This window comes from Rhodococcus sp. IEGM 1306, assembly GCF_036541985.1.
GTDB lineage: Bacteria > Actinomycetota > Actinomycetes > Mycobacteriales > Mycobacteriaceae > Rhodococcus_F > Rhodococcus_F qingshengii.
In genome coordinates, this window is sequence record NZ_JAZHFF010000003.1 from 569,769 (window position 1) to 586,665 (window position 16,897).

Here is a 16,897-nt window from a genome sequence, read left to right on the forward strand (position 1 = left end):
GTTAAAGCGCTACGTACTTGGTATCGAGATACTCGTCGATACCCTCGGTTCCGCCTTCACGACCGAAGCCCGATTCCTTGACGCCACCGAACGGCGCCGCAGCATCGGAGATCGCGCCGCGGTTGACGCCGACCATGCCGGTGTCCAGCTTGGCCGAAACGCGCATCGCACGGTCGATGTCGCGGGTGTAGAAGTACGCCACGAGGCCGTACTCGGTGTTGTTCGCCGCCGCGATCGCTTCGTCTTCGGTGTCGAAACCGACTACTGCCGCAACGGGTCCGAAGATCTCTTCCTTCAGCAGGCGCGCATCGGCGGGCACCTGGTCCAGAACGGTCGGGGTGAAGAAGAAGCCGGGGCCTTCGGGTGCCGATCCACCGGTGCGAACGCGAGCACCCTTGGACACGGCGTCGTCGACGAGTCCGGTGACGGTTGCGAGCTGCTTGATGTTGATCAGCGGGCCGATGTTGGTGCCCTCGGCGTCACCGGCGCCCACCTTCAAGGCCGCAACCTTGGCGGTGAACTTGTCGGTGAACTCCTCGCGGACGGAGTTGGCGACGTAGATGCGGTTGGCCGCGGTGCAGGCCTCGCCGCCGTTGCGCATCTTCGCCAGCATGGCGCCGTCGACAGCTGCGTCGATGTCGGCGTCGTCGAAGACGATGAACGGCGCATTGCCACCGAGTTCCATCGACGTGCGGAGCAGCTTGTCAGCGGCGTTGCGCACCAACAGCTTTCCGACGCCGGTGGAGCCGGTGAAGGTGACCTTGCGCAGACGCGAATCCTCCATGAGCGGTCCGCTGATGGAGGCCGCATCGGACGTCGGGAGGATCGAGAGCACACCGTCGGGCAGACCGGCGTCGGCGAACACCTGACCGAGGAGCTGCATGGTCAGCGGCGTGTCCTCGGCGGGCTTGACGATGATGGTGCAACCGGCAGCCAGCGCCGGCCCGATCTTGCGCGTGCCCATCGCGAGCGGGAAGTTCCACGGCGTGATCGCGAGAACCGGTCCGACGGCTTCCTTGGTGACCAGGATGCGACCGTTACCGGCAGGAGCCTGCGTGAAACGTCCCCCGATGCGAACTGCTTCCTCGCTGAACCAGCGCAGGAATTCGCCACCGTAGTTGACCTCACCACGGCTCTCTGCCAACGACTTACCCATTTCCAGGGTCATCATCAGCGCGAAGTCCTCGGCGCGGGCATGCAGCAATTCGAAGGCGGTGCGCAGGATCTCGCCGCGTACACGTGCCGGAGTGGCCGCCCAGTCTTCCTGCGCCGCAGCGGCGAGGTCGAGCGCGCGGATACCGTCGGCAGCGGTGGCGTCGGCTACCTGGGCGAGCTCCTCACCCGTTGCCGGGTTGTAGACCGCAAAGGTCTTCTCGGCCGGGACGAGCTTTCCGCCGAGCCAGAGACCCTTGGGGACCGAGTCGAGAAGATCCGAGACGTTGGACATGTCAGTTCCCCTGTGCTGCAGTGCGGATGGCGGTCTCGAGGACGGTCAACGCGTCGTCGAGCAGCTCTTCGGAGATGACCAGCGGCGGGAGCAGACGGATGACGTTGCCGTAGGTACCGCAGGTGAGGATCACGACGCCGGCAGCGAGGCATTCGGCGGCGATCTTCTTGGTGATGTCTGCGTCCGGCTCCTGCCCACCGGGCTTGACCAGCTCGATGGCGAGCATGGCGCCGCGGCCGCGAACGTCACCGATGACGTCGAGTTCCTTTGCCAGTGCGTTCATTCGGCCGACGACGGTCGACTCGATGGTGCGTGCGCGGCCACAGAGGTCGAGCTCACGCATCTGGTCGATGGACGCCAATGCAGCGGCGCAGGCGACGGGGTTACCGCCGTAGGTGCCACCGAGGCCGCCGGGGTGGACGGCGTCGATGAGCTCGGCGCGGCCCGTGACAGCGGCGAGCGGCATGCCGCCTGCGATGCCCTTGGCGAGCGTGACCAGGTCGGGCACGATGCCCTCGTGATCGCTGGCGAACCAGGCGCCGGTACGAGCGAAGCCTGCCTGAACCTCGTCGGCGATGAAGACGACGCCGTTCTCCTTGGCCCACGCGACGAGCGTCGGGAGGAATCCTTCTGCGGGAACGATGAATCCGCCCTCGCCCTGAATGGGCTCGATGAGGATGGCGGCCGTGTTGGCAGCGCCGACCTGCTTCTCGATCATCGTGATGGCGCGCTGTGCGGCCTGCTCACCGGTGATCTTGGAGCCGTCGACATTGAGGCCCTCGCGGTACGGGTAGGACATCGGGACGCGGTAGACCTCGGGGGCGAACGGACCGAAGCCGCTCTTGTACGGCATGGACTTCGAGGTCAGTGCCATCGTGAGGTTGGTGCGGCCGTGGTACGCGTGGTCGAAGACGACGACTGCGTCGCGACCGGTTGCGTGACGGGCGATCTTGACTGCGTTCTCGACAGCTTCTGCGCCGGAGTTGAACAGCACGGAACGCTTCTCGTGGTCACCGGGGGTGAGTTCGGCGAGACGCTCGGCGACCTCGACGTAGCCCTCGTACGGAGCAACCATGAAACAGGTGTGGGTGAAGTGTGCGACCTGATCCTGAACTGCGGACACGACGGCAGGGTTGGAAGCACCGACGCTGGTCACCGCGATACCGGCACCGAGGTCGATCAGCGAATTGCCGTCGACGTCGACGATGACTCCACCGTCTGCGTCGGCGACGTAGACCGGAAGGGTGGATGCGACGCCGGCGCCGACGACCTTCTTACGGCGTTCGGCGAGCGCAGCCGAGCGCGGGCCCGGGAACTCCGTGACGATGCGACGCTCCTGCGGAAGCCGGTATTCGATTGCACTCATGTGACCACCCTCTCGGTTGTGTATTGCATTCGAGTATGCGACGCGCGAAGCACGGCCAGCACTGCCGAAATGGATACCCGGAGCTTCCGGGCTACTCCATATCGGCAACGACAGCTAGCCTTGATCAGGTGACGGTTCCGATCTCGTGGCTCTTGCGCCAGAAACACCTCTCGCTGGCCCTGCTCACCGACCGAGCAGCCGCCACCCATCCCGTTACGTTTGCGCAGGCCACAGAGCTGACGGACCCCACACCCTGGCTTTCCGGCGGCGAATTGGTGCTCACCACCGGGCTGGCGCTGGTAGGCGCGGACGCCACCGACTACAGCGAGTACATCGACCGTCTGGCCGCCGCAGAAGTGTCGGCTCTGGGTTTCGGGACCGGCCTTTCCCACGAGAGTGTTCCCGCAGACCTGATTGCCGCAGCCCGCGGTCGCGGACTCCCCCTGCTGGAAGTGCCGTTCACGACCCCGTTCGCGGCGGTCACGCGCGCGGTGATGACTCGATTGAGCCAGCAGGAATACGAATCGGTACTCCGCGCGGCAGAAGTGCAAACACGCATCACCCGCGTTGCACTGCGTGGTGGCGTGTCGGCGATCGTGCGTGAACTGGCCACGGCCACAAAAACTTCGGTGGCGTTTGTCGGTGATCGGATCACCGCGGTGCATCCGGCGAACCAGAAGTCGTTGATCACCGAGGTTCGCGCGGTCGCGGCCACCACCCGCGATCCCAACGCTCCGGCGTCGATCTCGCAGAGCACACCCGAGCGGACGCTGACGCTGTCACCGGTCGGAGTGACCGACAGTTGGCACGGCTACCTCGCCATGGCGGGAGCCGGGCCCCTGAGCAACATCGACAGGGTGCTGCTCGGACATGCCGTCTCGCTGCTCACCCTCGAACTCGAGAAGCCGGTTCGCCTGCGGGCCGAGCGAACCCGACTCAATGCCATGGCTTTCGGGCTTCTGCTCGACGGCCGAATCCCCGAGGACGGTGTGCCGTCGTACCTGGACGAAGCGAGCGACACACACGGCAACGTTCGCCTCGTCCACGTTCGCGGATCCGGACTCGGCCCCGTCCTTCGCGAACTCGACAACGCTCTCGCCCGGGCAGGTCGGCCACTGTTCGCACAATCCGAGGACGGCGCGCTGACCGTACTCCTTCGCGGAACCGACACGATCGACACGGCCAAAACGCTACTGGCGCAGCTCTCCCCCACCGAAGCGAAAGCTGTGCGTGCCGGAATCAGCACCCCTCACCGCCTTCTCGACGCACCCCGCGCACTCGTCCAGGCCCGCGCCGCGGCCAACCTCACGACGGCCACGGCGCGCATTCTCGAGTTCGACGCTCTGAGCGGGTCGACAATTCTGGCGTCCGAGCCTGCCCGCGAGGCACTGATCGCCATGGCTGCGGACACCATCCCGGTGTTGACCGAACACGACCAGGCACACGGGACGGCCCTGGTCGCGTCGTTGCGCGCGTATCTCGAGGCGAACGGCCAATGGGAGTCGGCGGCAGCCGAACTCGGTGTTCACCGGCATACCCTCCGAGGTCGCATCGCGCGCATAGAAGAACTGCTGCAATGCGACCTCGGTCAGGCCAGGGTCAGAGCTGAACTCCTGCTCTCACTACTCGCCTGGGAGGGCCGCTGAGCGCTCCGCAGCGTGCACCGAAGCGAAGCTGGACGCACCGCGAACGAGCAGTTCGAGTTCGGCGTCGACCGTGCACAGTCGTGCCGTGTCCAGCGCTCCGCTGCGACTCACGCTCGACATCAAAGCCGTGAACCGGCGCACCGCTTGCGGATTGGCGGCCGTCCACAACTCGACTACGTCCGGAACACCTTCACCGAGCGCTCCTGACACGAGATCCGCGAAACGCGCCGTCAACCTGGCATGCACGGCGGCGCTTCCCATGACCTCCCAATGCGAGGCACCGACGGCAACGTCGACGCCTCCGAGAACATCACCCAGGTCGAGAGCGTCGGAGAGTTCCCGGTAGATCGCGGCAGCGGCCGCGACCGTCGTATTCTCCTGCAAGGCAATGTCCGCCAGAGCGAGCGCTCCGAAGGACGCCTCGATACGGTCGCCGGCCGACAATCCTTCGGTGAGAGCTCGCACCGGAGCTGCCCATCGATCGATGTCGGCGCGCGGGTTCACGGTGAAGCGGCCGGCAGCGCCCGGGCGGCGCAACACCCAGCTCATCTCGGATTCCAACAACTGTTGCAAACGATCGAGAGCCTTCAACTGCTCGGTGGCACTGCGATCCGAGTTCAGGATTTCGCGTCGAAGGTCCTCGGTACCAAGCACTTCGCTGACCACTGCGTAAGCGAGAGCCGCTTCCGGACTGCGAACTCCGAGATGTTCCTCGAGCCGGAACAGCACGCCGGGGCCGACGCGGTTGACCAGTTCGTCGACCACCGAGGTGATGATGATGTCGCGACCCAACCGGTGTGCACGAACTGCGTCCGGTGCGGCCTCGACGACGGAGAGCGGGAAGTATTCGGCAAGGCGACCGGCGAAAATCTGATTGTCCGGGACGGTCGAGGCCCCCAATTCCGCCGTCAGCACGTTCTTCGACTGCGCCACCAGCACAGCAAGTTCCGGTCGAAGCAGACCCTGACCGGCACGCGCCCTGACCGCCAGAGCCTTGGCGTCGGGCAGAGATTCTTCCAGTCGCTTCATGGCACCCGCCGAGACCAGGTTCTCGATCAACCGCTCGTGCTGATCGAGCAGTGCGGGAGCTCGGTGCTCGGCCAGGCTGATCGCGAGGGTCTGATCTTCACTGGCCTCGAGTACTGATGCGGCCACCTCGTCCTGCGCCGCCGCGAGCAGCTCGTTGCGCGCAGTCGCGTCCAACTCTGCGAGTGCGATCTTGATGTTGACTTCACGGTCCGAGGTAGCAACGCCGGCGGCGTTGTCGATGAAGTCGGCGTTGATTCGGCCACCGCCAGCGGCATATTCGATGCGAGCACGCTGGGTGAAACCGAGGTTGCCGCCCTCACCCACCACCGTCGCACGCAACTCGTCCGCGCTGACGCGAACTGCGTCGTTGGACGGATCGGCCGCGTCGACGTTGCTTTCGGTCGACGCCTTCACGTAGGTACCGACGCCGCCGTTCCACAACAGGTCCACCGGAGCGCACAGGATCGCTCGGATGAGTTCCTGCGGGGTCAGCTTCTCCTCGGTGATTCCGAGGGCCGCACGCGCCTCGAGCGGAAGGCGGATCGACTTCGCGCTGCGCGGCCAGACGCCACCACCCGGCGACATCACGGTGCGGTCGAAGTCGTCCCAGGACGAGCGCGGCACGGTGAAGAGTCGAGCGCGTTCGGCGAACGTCGTCTCGGTGTCGGGGGTCGGGTCGATGAAGATGTGGCGGTGATCGAATGCCGCGACCAGACGGATCTTGCGCGAGAGCAGCATTCCGTTACCGAACACGTCGCCGGACATGTCACCGATGCCCGCGACAGTGAAGGGATCGGTGTCGACGTCGAGGTCGCGCTCGGCGAAGTGGCGTCGTACCGCTACCCAGGCGCCGCGAGCGGTGATGCCCATCGCCTTGTGGTCGTAGCCGGCCGAACCGCCGGAAGCGAAAGCGTCGCCGAGCCAGAAACCACGCTCGACGGCGATGCCGTTCGCGACGTCGGAGAACCGTGCTGTCCCCTTGTCGGCAGCCACGACGAGGTAGGAGTCCTCACCGTCGTACTCGATCACTTCGGCCGGATGTACTGCTGCGCCGTCGACGATGTTGTCCACCACGTCCAGCAGGCCGCGAATGAAGGTGCTGTACGACTCCTGCACCTGCGCCGGAGTCGGTGACGACGTGCCCCGAACCACGAACGCGCCCTTGGCTCCCGAAGGAACGATCGGCGAGTTCTTCACGCTCTGGGTCTTCATGAGACTCAGAGCCTCGGTGCGGAAGTCCTCGTATCGATCCGACCAACGCAGGCCACCACGGGCGACGGAGGAACTACGCAGATGCACGCCTTCGACATTGGGTGCGCTGACGTAGATCTCGCGGAAGGGAACGGTCTTCTGCGGAGTGGAGAGCAACTGCGAGTCGATCTTGAACGACGCGTACGGCAGCGGTTCGCCGCTCTCACCGCGCAGGTACCAGTTGGTGCGCAGAGTCGCCTGCAGGAACGAACGCACGCCGCGCAGAACACGGTCCTCGTCGAGAGTGTCTGCACCGTCGACTGATTCGTCGATGGCTGCCGTTGCGGTAGCCACAGCTGTCTCACGCACACCCGCCACGGCGGGGTCGAAACGCGCGGTGAAAAGTTCGATCGCCTGCCGTACGAAGAGTGGCTTCGCTGCCAACACTCCGACGATGTAGCTCTCGGACAAACCGATACGAGCCTGAGCGAGGAAACGGCACGCAGCGCGCAGCAACTCTGCATCGCGCCAGGTGATGTCTGCTCGTCCGATCAGACTGGAGAACGCGTCCATCCGGGTCTGTCCGGCGATGACGGCTTCGAAGGCGTCCGCCATCTTCTCCAGCGCACTGCCGTCGAAGGTGCTCGGCTCGAAGGTGAAGTAATGCGCCGAACCCAGAACGGTCGGAAGCGGGCGGTGCGTCGAAACTCGGAGTCCGAGAGACTCGAAGTTCTCGCACAGATCGGAGAGGGAGGGCTCTCCGGACGGCCACAGCACCACGCAGGTCAGATCGTCACTGTTCAGGTTGTCACCCTGACGGAAGACGAGTCGCTGGCCCGCTGCGGCCAATTCGGCGACCAGTTCGAGCGCCGGGTCACCGGATCGATCACCGCCTGCCGCTCTCGATTCTGCAGCTGCGGTCTTGGTCGCCGATGATGTGCTCGCCATTGAACACCCTCCTGGAAATTATTGGATCCGAACACTTTCCAGTGTTGCGTGGATCACCGGAAAGAGGTCGTGCCCGATAGGAGTACCAACCCCCATCGGGCACGACATTTCGGCAGTTGCGGTGAGCTCAGTCGCCCAACCTGATCGGAGCGAGCTCCTCGAACACGTCGCCGGGTCCGGGGTTCTCGGTAGGCGCAGCGCCGCCGAGATGGTTGACGACACCCCACACCGCGTTGATCGCGGTCTGGATCGCGCCCTCGGCCCAGCCGGCGGTCCACGACACGTCGTCACCGGCGAGGAAGATTCCCCGATGACGCGGTTCGAGATCATTCTGCACGAAGTGCGAGAACAGGCGTTCCTGGTAGCGGTAGTGCCCCGGAAGATTCGCCTTGAACGCACCCATGAAGTCGCGCTCGGTCTCCCACGACAGCGTCACCGGGCTCGAGATGATGTGGCTGCGGAAGTCCACGCCCGGGTAGATCTCTTCGAGAGAGCGCAGCATGATGTTCATGCGCTCGGTGGCGTCGAGCGCCAGCAGCTTGAGCGAGTCGTCCGACCAGGTGTACGACAAGCAGATCAGGCCGGGCTTGCCCTCACCTTGATCGAGCAGGTACGTGCCGCGACTCATGCGGTCGGTCAATGTCATCGACACCGAATCACGCCCGGTCTCGGGATCCTTGTCCTTCCAGAACGGGCGGTCGACGAGCACGAACACCTTGGTCGAACCCATGTAGTGAGTCCGCTCGATCGCAGTCCAGTGGTCGATCGGGAACAGGTCGTCGTCACACCTGATGTTGTTGAGCAGCATCCAACTCTGCACTGTCACAACGGCACTCGCATAGGTACGAATGAACCCGTCGGAGTCGGTGACCGTGATGTTGCCGGGCTCGGTACGGCGGAGTTCGGTGACGCGGGGACGGGTCTTGCCGTCGTTGAGCGAAGCGACCGTCGTACCGGCAGGCCAATGCGCCATCTGCGCCGGGGCGCGGTTCCACAACCGCATCGGCAACTGCTGCGATCCACCCACGATGCCGCGATGGTCGTCGTCGGCGGCCGTGATGACCACACGAAGGATTTCGAGGATCGAGTTGGGGTAATCGGTATCCCAACCGCCCGTACCGAATCCGACCTGCCCGAACACTTCCCGCATGTGGAAGGACTTGAAGTGCTTCGACGCGGCGAGGAATCCGTAGAACGTCTGGTCGTCGTAGCGCACCACGAGGTCGTTCCAGATCCGCTTGATTTCTGCGGTGTCGCGGTCACGAATGGCCTGCTGCAACGGAATCAGATCGGCATGCTCTTCGAGAGTGCGCTGCCAGGCCTGCGCCACCTCGGTGTAGATCGGCGGCAGATCCTCGAGAGTGTGCGCGTAGTGGCTCTCACCCTTGAGATCGATGACCGTGCTCGGTGTGACCTCGGCAAGGGGATTGGGGAACTCTTCGGTCTGCAGACCCAGTTCGTTCAGGTAATGGAACAACGTCGTCGACGACGGTGGGAAACGCATTGCGCCCATCTCGGCGACAACCCCGGGGTGCCCGTCGAACTCGACCGACCGCATCCGGCCGCCGATCTGATCGGCTTCGTAGACAATCGGTTTGAGACCGATCTTGAGCAACTCGTAGGCCGCGATCATGCCGGAGAGTCCGCCACCGATCACGGCAACCTCGGTACCCAGTGCCAGGTCGGGCACCGAGCCGACTCCCGCCGGACTGGAAACGTAGTCGTCGTACGGGAACGGAAAATCCGGTCCGAACATCGTGAGGGGCGGCTGCTTGCCGGGTTCCGAGGAACTGTCCGGAGCTACTGGGATGGTCATCTACGGTTCTCCTTGGAGACAGTCGTGACAGGAAGGTCTGGATACAGATCGAGGCGTCGATCGTCGAGATATGTATTGAGAGTGCGCGATTGCGCGACGGTGGCGGCGGCGATGTCCGCGAAGAGCAATTCCTGGTCGCCGCCGGCCCTCGCCAACTCGACACCGTCTGGTGCGATGGCGCACGAGAGACCGCAGTAGGTCAGCTCGGTTTCGGCACCGCAGCGATTGACGTAGGTGACGAACATCTGACTCTCGTAGGCGCGGGCCGGAACCACTTGCTGCGCAATGTGTTCGTAAGGAGTCATCAAGCCTGTCGGCACGATGAGCCATTCGGTACCGGCGTCGGCGTGTGCCCGAACCGCTTCGGGAAACTCCACGTCGTAGCAGATCAACAATCCGCAGCGGATACCCTCGAAATCGAACCCGACCACCAAGGTCTCACCTGGCCGAAAGTGCTCACGGTCGAGCGTGCCGAACAGATGCGTCTTGCGGTAGTGCGCAAGCGAGGTGCCGTCGCGGCCCACCACCTGCACACTGTTGTAGACATCTCCCCCGTCGAGTTCGGGGTAGCCGTAGACGATTGCGATGCCCGCACTGCGAGCAATCTCGGCGACGGAATCGAAGATCGGGCCGTCGGCCGGTTCCGCACGCAGCGACACCAGTTCGCCGATGTCGTAGCCGGTTGCAGACATCTCCGGGGTCAGAAGGATCCTTGCGCCGGACTCAGCAGCCTCACGGGCAGCGGTGTCGATCGCAGCGAGGTTGAACTCCACCGACGCAAAGGTGTCCGGTGTGGTGAGCGGACCTTGGAACAGGCCAACTCGGACAGAATCGACATGCATGGTTCGCTCCTTCAGGAGTTCCGTGACGCCAATTTTCGACGGTGCGTGTGACGGGGACAACTACCAGCGTGACGGGTGCCGCCAATCATGTCAACTCTTGTTTCCTAAGAATCAACATCTTCGCCGTCGAGCGTCACGAAGACGGAGCCCGAGGCCCTTCCGGCAACGCCGGATTCAAGACCCACAGAACCTTCGCCAGAACCGAGCCTTCGGCCTGAAAACTATGGTTGTGCGTCGGCGTGAATGTGAAGGAATCGCCCGCCGCAAGCACGACGTCCTCGGCATCGACGGCCTCACCGTTCGGATCCGTCCGACCGCCCTCGAACGAGACCCGCAAGCCGCCCTCGAGCACGTGCACGAAGTTCACGTCGATCGGCAGACTGTAGAACTCCTGACCACTTCCGCCGCCTGGTTCCAGCTCGCCGAGCAGCACCTGAATTCGACGCTCGTTGGTAGGCGTGAGCAGGTATTCCGTCATCTTTTCGCCGCCGAAGCTGATTTGCGGCATGGCATCGGCACGAACCACTTCACCGGCAGATGCGTTCTCGAACAGGGATCCGACAGGGATCTCGAGTACCGCACACACTTTGATCAGGGTTGCCACCGACGCATTGACGTGATCGCGCTCGAGTTTCGAGAGATACCCCTTGGTCACACCGCAGGCCTCGGCCAGGTCGTCGAGCGTCAACCGCTTCGATTGACGTGCCGCCTTGAGCCTCGCTCCGATGCGCGGACCGACCGGCTCGACCGCTTCCTTCGCCTTGGCCACTGAACCCACTCCTTCACGACCGCCGTGTCCCTTTCAGGAAACAGGGGTTGACAACCGAGCCTCTTGAAGAAACCATACTTGCTCAGAGAGCTACATCACTGAAGGGCGCGCGGTGTGCGCCGAATCGAGAGCAGGGACCTCTGCACATGGCTACCAACAACCCCGGATCGTTCGTCGGACCCGTCGACGCCACGCGCGTCCCCCGCTACGCCGAGCCGACCACCTTTGCGCGTCTCCCGCGCCTGGACGAGGTCTCGCGCGCCGACGTGACGATCCTCGGCATTCCCTTCGATTCGGGTGTCAGCTACCGCCCCGGCGCTCGTTTCGGTCCGGGCCACATCCGCGCTGCGTCGAAGCTGCTGCGTCCGTACAACCCGGCGCTCAAGGTCTCCCCCTTTGCCAACCAGCAGGTAGCCGATTTCGGTGACATCGGCGTCAACCCCTTCGACATCCAGGAAGCTCTCACGACGGTTCAGTCCGCCGTCACCGACCTGCGTGCCGACGGTTCATCCGTGCTCACGCTCGGCGGCGACCACACCATCGCACTGCCGATCCTGCGCTCACTGGCCCGCGATCACGGCCCGATCGCCGTCCTGCACTTCGACGCTCACCTCGACACGTGGGACACCTACTTCGGCCAGCCCTTCACCCACGGCACGCCCTTCCGCCGCGCCAGCGAAGAGGGCCTGATCGACATGGAGCGTTCTCAGCACATCGGTATCCGAGGACCGCTCTACAGCGAGAAGGACCTCGAAGACGACCGCGTCCTCGGCTTCCAGGTGATCCGCAGTGACGACTACGAGGTCGACGGCGTCGCCAGCATCGTCGAGCGCATGCGTAAGCGCCTCGACGGTGGCCCGGTGTACGTCTCCGTCGACATCGACGTACTCGATCCCGCCCACGCTCCGGGTACCGGAACACCCGAAGCGGGCGGCATGACCTCTCGCGAATTGTTGAACACACTGCGCGGATTGGTCGGACTCAACGTGGTCGGCGCCGACATCGTCGAGGTAGCGCCGGCGTACGACCACGCCGAGATCACCGGTATCGCAGCGGCTCACGTCGCTTACGAGCTGCTGTCGGTACTCGCGCTCAATCGCTGAAGCAGCACAACGGTATCCGTGGTGTGATGCATCTCGGGGTTCGCGGGAAGATCTCGTTCCCGCGACTCCGAGACCAACACCTTCCACCCGTCCGTGAACAACGACTCCACATATTCCGGGGTATGGAGCATGGCCCGATGATGCTCGGTCGGCGACTCGTGGGGTGAATGACCCACGATCAGCAGATGTCCGCCCGGCGCGACCAGATCTCCGAGAGCTCGGAACAATTCCCCGCGCGCGGGTTCGAGCATGTGGAAGAACTGCGCGGACACCAGATCGAACGAGCGACCCTGCGGATCCCACTTCGTCAGGTCGGCTTCCAGCCATTCGATGTCGACGCCCTCGCCCTCGACGTGTGCCTGGGCACGACCGAGCGCCACCGACGAGATGTCGGTGCCGGTGACCTTCCACCCGCGACGCGCCAACCACAATGCGTCGGCACCTTCGCCGCAACCGACGTCGAGTGCAGTGCCCGGTTCGAGGTCGGAGGCCTCGGCAATCAACTGCGGGTTGGGATTTCCGCTCCAGCGCGCGGGGCGTTCCTCGTACAGCGAGTTCCAGAATTGTGCGTCCGCCTTGGCGTACGGGTTCTCAGTGGTATCGGAGTTTTCGTGGTGATTGTGGTGTTCGTTGCTCATGCACCCAGGATGAACGACCTTCCACAATTCACGCAACCATCTTTGCTGAAACAGCAACTTCTCCATCTTGGCGCTCTGCTAACGTCACGCTTCGTGGCCGGTGGATTTCCCGTGTTTCGCCTGTACTCCAACTCGGAGAGCTCACACGTATTGTGTTGCGCGCATTTTCCCGAGTTCAGCGGTTCGAGCCCGAACGAAGAGTTCAGCACCCAGCGGAGTTTCGACCGCACCGTCGAGAAGATACTGCGCGAGGCATCCTTCGATCCGACGACCTTGACTTTGGTCGGCGAGCAGCAGGGATATCCCGTCGGAGACCGACTGTTCGATGCGACAGTTCCGCGCACCGGGACCGTCTCGTACGCGTTTCAAGAAGCCGGACCGCCGTGGATCGTTCTCGGCCTTGATGTTTCGGTGGACGAATTCTGGTCCGGAATCGACGACGACGAAGACCTCCACGGTCTCGGTCCCACCTCCCCGTTGAGGTCAGTTCCAGCAACCGTGCTCACGGAGACCGAGTGGCCACGACGAAGTGACCTCGACTCCCCGTGAACGGAACCAAAACTTCAACCTTCGTGAAATCGAACAAAAATCCGCCCGATTTTCGTGAAGATCGACCGAGATGCCCGTCACGTCCTACGCCAAGATTTAGCGGTCACACTCGACTGCGCCCTCACGATTCGTCCCGGGGCCCCGGCTCCTTCACGGAGGCACAATGAAACACCGCTCCTATTCGACGCTTGCCGCGACCGCGGGGCTCGCGCTCGTGTTGTCGGCTTGCAGCTCGGGAGGCACGTCCTCGGGCTCTGGCGGCGGTGAGCCTCTTACAGACGGAACCTTCCGGTACGCGTTGCAGGGCGATCCGGGTGCACTCAACCCGATCATGTCCGGCTCTGCGGCAACCGCGGAAATCTCGAAGCTGGCGTACGACTCCCTCGTCTACCAGGATCCTGAAACCAGTGAATTCAAACCATGGTTGGCCGAGAAGTGGGAAGAAACGCCGACCTCCGCGTCCTTCACCATTCGTGAAGGCGTGACCTGTACCGACGGGTCGACGCTGACCGCACAGACCGTCGCAAACAACATCAACTTCGTTGCCGACCCGGCCAAAGGTTCACAACAACGCGGCACCACGGTTCCCATCGGCGCTTCAGCCACTGCCGATCTCGCCACCCGCACCATCACGGTCACCACTCCGGCGCCGACCCCGTTCCTCCTCCTCACCATCAGTCGCCTCCCGATCATGTGCGACGCCGGACTCGAGCATCCGACCGCCTCGAACAACAAATCGCTGGGCTCCGGAATGTTCGAAGTCACCGAGGTCTCGGCCAATGACCACTACACGTTCGAGCGTCGTGACGGTTACAGCTGGGGGCCCGACGACACCACCTCCGACACACCGGGTGTCCCCAAGACAGTCATTGCTGTCATGGCACCCAATGTCAGCACCGCAGCAAACCAGCTCCTCTCCGGCGAACTGAGCGCATCTCCGATCGCCGGTCCGGACAAGGATCGCATCGATGCCGCCAATTTCGACTCGGTCCAGCGCCCACTTCCCGCCGGTCAGATGTACTTCAATCAGATCGCGGACAATCCGACCAGTGATCCCGCCGTTCGAAAAGCTCTCGTCCAGGCTGTCAATCTCGACGATCTCGCTGAAGTGATCACTGGCGGCCAGGGCACCCGTGCAACAAGTCTTGTCTCCGTCGAACCCCGCGCCTGCGTGTACGACTCTGTCGCAGGCAATATTCCGGACTTCGACCTCAGCGCAGCGAAGGCAACCTTGGATGCGGCCGGTTGGACCGCCGGCTCGGACGGCAAACGAAGCAAGGACGGAAAGCCGCTGGCCCTCCGCCTCTTCTACGCTGCCGGCGAAGATGCACGCAGCGCGGCAGCCGAGCTCACTCAGTCGGCATGGTCCGACCTCGGTGCGACCGTCGAGGTGACGGGAGCCGACCAGACCAAGGTTGTCGACGTCATGCTCAGTGGCAAGGACAACAACCAGTGGGACATCGCGTGGATCCAGATCAACAACTCGGTTCCCAGCGGGTTCGTCCCGTTCTTCTCCGGTCCTGCCCCGGCAGCCGGTAAGAATTTCTCTTCGATCAACAACCCCGCCTACGAAGCTGCCGTTGCCAAGGCATCCGGCTTGACCGGCGACGCAGCATGCGCGGAGTGGGCGGATGCCGAGTCGCAGATCACCAAAACGGTGTCCGCAGTCCCGTTTGCAGATACGGTCTTGAGCTTCTACTTCAACAAGGCCGGACTCGCATTCGGTAAGACCTTCATCGGGTCTGCACTGCGTCTCTACCAGTAGTCCGGTCGATCGAACGCTGTGCGTCAGCGAGATACGTCAGGTCAGTGCGATCTGACGTATCTCGTTGTTACACCTATTGTCTCGTTGTCGAGCTCGACGTAGTCCAGCTGAGGAATGCTGGGCGCCAGATCAGTGAAAGCCCACTTCGCAACGTTCTCGAAAGACGGACGGAAATCGAAAATCTCCGGCCAGGCACCGCCCGCCAACCGCTCTGCACATCGATCGACGGACTCGTCCAGAGCGTCCGTGTCTACGAACCATCCACGTTCTCCGAGTTGGTCGTCCTCGAACGAGAACCCCGCTCGCATCGTCACGCGAAAACCCTCGGCGGGCATCAGCGGCGGCAAGTTCTTTGCGTCCCGCACCGGCGCCGGAAGCCCTTGTCTCACAGCGAATGTACGACGGATCTCGACACTGAACATGCCCACCACGGTATCAACGTTCATCGAACACAGCTCTACGAGCGAACCAACCGCGCAATCGCGTCGTTCGCTTCCTTGATCTTCGCGTCCGCCTCGGGGCCGCCGGCAACCGCAGCTTTGACGACGCAGTGGCCGATGTGGTCCTCGAGCAGGCCCATGGCCACCGCCTGGAGAGCCTTGGTCATCGCCGAGACCTGCGTGAGAATGTCGATGCAGTACTTGTCCTCGTCGACCATGCGCTGTAGACCGCGCGCTTGACCCTCGATACGACGCAGACGCGCCAGGTAGTCGCCCTTGGCGGAGATGTAGCCGTGCGAATCACTTGTGCAGCACGCATCGCCGGTCGTATCACTGCCTGGGGCACTACCTGGAGTGCTGCCAACTTCTGTCGCTTCCGACATTCGGTGTCCTCCTGTTCGTCAACGCGTGACGTCGCAACAATTCTCATTCCCGGGGCGATGTGCGGATACTCTTCGGCTTCCGTTGTCCTGCAGAGCAATCACTGCGCACATCGCCACGCACTTCGCTACTGCACGAACAGATGGGTGCATGGCGATTAGCGATGCCCGTTTTCCCGCTGCTGCGAAACGCATACGGTCTCAGTGCCCGTGGTGGGCGTGATGCGCGTGTTCGGACTCAGGCGTGGTCGCGTTGTCGGCAGTCAGTGTGAATTCCGCGGTACGCACCACATCGCCGTGTTTGAAGTCCAAGAACAATCGGTAATCCTCGGCGCTCGGCATGTTGGCGTAGAAGGTGATTGCCGGTCCGGCCGGTGTGACGCCGTCACCGGGGTAGCCGTCCGGATGGACGTGGAGATACGCGAGGTCGGAGGCACGCAACGCGACCAGATGCCCGTAGGCGGCAAGGTAGGGCTGCAAGTCCGTGACGGGGATTCCGTCTCGACTGACCGAGAGTGTGAGCTTCGATGTCTGGCCCGCATGGGCTTCACCTTCGACAGAGACGGTGTACCCGTCGACCGTCGTGACACTAGCGGCGGCAGGCAACGGCCGAGGTTCGTAGGAGCCGGCGACGCGCGCATCTGCGCTCAGTGTGATTCCGTCACCACCGTCCGGCGTGAAGTCCGCGAAGACTCGATAGTCGCCTGGGTGATCGAAATCTACTGACACATGCCAGTTTCCGTTCTCATCCAATTCAGGATGCACGTGCTGGAATCCGGTCAGGTCCAGGCCGACCACGATCAGATGCAGCTGCTTGTCGTGGGTATCGGTGTACCGAGTCAACGGAGTTCCCGCCGAATCCAGGATCCGAAACTGTAGAGGCACATTGCTGCCGACTGATGCCTCCGACGTTGCCAATTCCAATGTGTAGCCGTTATTGCTGGACATCTTGCCCTCCCGAGCCTAGG

14 protein-coding genes are annotated in these 16,897 nt (G+C 63.3%); 4 read left to right on the forward strand and 10 right to left on the reverse strand.

Annotated elements, in window-relative coordinates; all coding sequences use genetic code 11:
• Position 1 precedes the first annotated feature (1 nt).
• Entirely contained in the window at positions 2-1,447 is a 1,446-nt protein-coding gene (locus V3587_RS12190; protein ID WP_283376458.1) for an NAD-dependent succinate-semialdehyde dehydrogenase, read from the reverse strand.
• Between the two features lies 1 nt (position 1,448).
• Positions 1,449-2,813, reverse strand: coding sequence for a 4-aminobutyrate--2-oxoglutarate transaminase (gabT, locus tag V3587_RS12195; protein ID WP_007727077.1), 1,365 nt, complete (start codon positions 2,811-2,813; stop codon positions 1,449-1,451).
• A gap of 128 nt (positions 2,814-2,941) precedes the next feature.
• On the opposite strand from gabT, the gene V3587_RS12200 reads away from it, so the two are divergent.
• Positions 2,942-4,459: a PucR family transcriptional regulator gene (locus V3587_RS12200; RefSeq protein WP_283376457.1), complete on the forward strand. Its 1,518-nt coding sequence runs from the start codon at positions 2,942-2,944 to the stop codon at positions 4,457-4,459.
• Here V3587_RS12200 and V3587_RS12205 read toward each other — a convergent pair.
• The 4 genes from V3587_RS12205 to V3587_RS12220 form a co-directional block, all read right to left on the reverse strand.
• Positions 4,436-7,627 (reverse strand): NAD-glutamate dehydrogenase domain-containing protein, encoded by a 3,192-nt coding sequence (locus V3587_RS12205; protein ID WP_283376456.1) that lies wholly within the window; start codon positions 7,625-7,627, stop codon positions 4,436-4,438. The two genes, V3587_RS12200 and V3587_RS12205, sit on opposite strands and share 24 nt — an antisense overlap.
• A gap of 127 nt (positions 7,628-7,754) precedes the next feature.
• The gene (locus tag V3587_RS12210; RefSeq protein ID WP_124568996.1) at positions 7,755-9,443 is read right to left on the reverse strand and encodes a flavin monoamine oxidase family protein; all 1,689 of its coding nucleotides are present in this window, start codon (positions 9,441-9,443) and stop codon (positions 7,755-7,757) included.
• A complete protein-coding gene (locus V3587_RS12215) occupies positions 9,440-10,285 on the reverse strand; it encodes a carbon-nitrogen hydrolase family protein (RefSeq protein WP_331700434.1) in 846 nt (281 codons plus the stop codon). Before V3587_RS12215 ends, V3587_RS12210 begins: the two co-directional genes overlap by 4 nt.
• 133 nt (positions 10,286-10,418) lie before the next feature.
• The gene (locus tag V3587_RS12220) at positions 10,419-11,054 is read right to left on the reverse strand and encodes a helix-turn-helix domain-containing protein (RefSeq protein ID WP_200314458.1); all 636 of its coding nucleotides are present in this window, start codon (positions 11,052-11,054) and stop codon (positions 10,419-10,421) included.
• 146 nt (positions 11,055-11,200) lie between these two features.
• On the opposite strand from V3587_RS12220, the gene speB reads away from it, so the two are divergent.
• The gene (gene speB, locus V3587_RS12225) at positions 11,201-12,157 is read left to right on the forward strand and encodes an agmatinase (protein ID WP_124568998.1); all 957 of its coding nucleotides are present in this window, start codon (positions 11,201-11,203) and stop codon (positions 12,155-12,157) included.
• Here speB and V3587_RS12230 read toward each other — a convergent pair.
• A complete protein-coding gene (locus V3587_RS12230; RefSeq protein ID WP_283376455.1) occupies positions 12,121-12,795 on the reverse strand; it encodes a class I SAM-dependent methyltransferase in 675 nt (224 codons plus the stop codon). The genes speB and V3587_RS12230 overlap by 37 nt on opposite strands.
• Positions 12,796-12,906: 111 nt before the next feature.
• Here V3587_RS12230 and V3587_RS12235 point away from each other — a divergent pair, with 111 nt between their 5' ends.
• Both V3587_RS12235 and V3587_RS12240 read left to right on the forward strand, forming a co-directional pair.
• Positions 12,907-13,344 carry a hypothetical protein gene (locus V3587_RS12235; RefSeq protein WP_331700437.1) on the forward strand — a complete coding sequence of 146 codons (438 nt, stop codon included), beginning with the start codon at positions 12,907-12,909 and terminating at the stop codon, positions 13,342-13,344.
• Between the two features lie 163 nt (positions 13,345-13,507).
• Entirely contained in the window at positions 13,508-15,109 is a 1,602-nt protein-coding gene (locus V3587_RS12240; protein WP_283376453.1) for an ABC transporter substrate-binding protein, read from the forward strand.
• Positions 15,110-15,150: 41 nt separating this feature from the next.
• Here V3587_RS12240 and V3587_RS12245 read toward each other — a convergent pair whose 3' ends face one another.
• From V3587_RS12245 to V3587_RS12255, 3 genes are all read right to left on the reverse strand, one after another.
• The gene (locus V3587_RS12245; RefSeq protein WP_235171215.1) at positions 15,151-15,555 is read right to left on the reverse strand and encodes a 6-carboxytetrahydropterin synthase; all 405 of its coding nucleotides are present in this window, start codon (positions 15,553-15,555) and stop codon (positions 15,151-15,153) included.
• A gap of 11 nt (positions 15,556-15,566) precedes the next feature.
• Positions 15,567-15,932, reverse strand: a complete 366-nt coding sequence (locus V3587_RS12250) for a metal-sensitive transcriptional regulator (protein WP_206029789.1) — start codon at positions 15,930-15,932, stop codon at positions 15,567-15,569.
• A 198-nt stretch (positions 15,933-16,130) separates the two neighbouring features.
• A complete protein-coding gene (locus tag V3587_RS12255; RefSeq protein ID WP_166812604.1) occupies positions 16,131-16,877 on the reverse strand; it encodes a hypothetical protein in 747 nt (248 codons plus the stop codon).
• Positions 16,878-16,897: the final 20 nt, after the last annotated feature.

What these genes read in the sequence shown, in the direction of transcription:
- gabT (WP_007727077.1), bottom strand. Translation starts at nt 2,813, where the DNA reads ATGAGTGCAATCGAATACCGGCTTCCGCAGGAGCGTCGCATCGTCACG.
- V3587_RS12255 (WP_166812604.1), bottom strand. Translation starts at nt 16,877, where the DNA reads ATGTCCAGCAATAACGGCTACACATTGGAATTGGCAACGTCGGAGGCA.
- V3587_RS12250 (WP_206029789.1), bottom strand. Translation starts at nt 15,932, where the DNA reads ATGTCGGAAGCGACAGAAGTTGGCAGCACTCCAGGTAGTGCCCCAGGC.
- V3587_RS12240 (WP_283376453.1), top strand. Translation starts at nt 13,508, where the DNA reads ATGAAACACCGCTCCTATTCGACGCTTGCCGCGACCGCGGGGCTCGCG.
- V3587_RS12210 (WP_124568996.1), bottom strand. Translation starts at nt 9,443, where the DNA reads ATGACCATCCCAGTAGCTCCGGACAGTTCCTCGGAACCCGGCAAGCAG.
- V3587_RS12245 (WP_235171215.1), bottom strand. Translation starts at nt 15,555, where the DNA reads ATGAACGTTGATACCGTGGTGGGCATGTTCAGTGTCGAGATCCGTCGT.
- V3587_RS12190 (WP_283376458.1), bottom strand. Translation starts at nt 1,447, where the DNA reads ATGTCCAACGTCTCGGATCTTCTCGACTCGGTCCCCAAGGGTCTCTGG.
- V3587_RS12215 (WP_331700434.1), bottom strand. Translation starts at nt 10,285, where the DNA reads ATGCATGTCGATTCTGTCCGAGTTGGCCTGTTCCAAGGTCCGCTCACC.
- speB (WP_124568998.1), top strand. Translation starts at nt 11,201, where the DNA reads ATGGCTACCAACAACCCCGGATCGTTCGTCGGACCCGTCGACGCCACG.
- V3587_RS12205 (WP_283376456.1), bottom strand. Translation starts at nt 7,627, where the DNA reads ATGGCGAGCACATCATCGGCGACCAAGACCGCAGCTGCAGAATCGAGA.
- V3587_RS12230 (WP_283376455.1), bottom strand. Translation starts at nt 12,795, where the DNA reads ATGAGCAACGAACACCACAATCACCACGAAAACTCCGATACCACTGAG.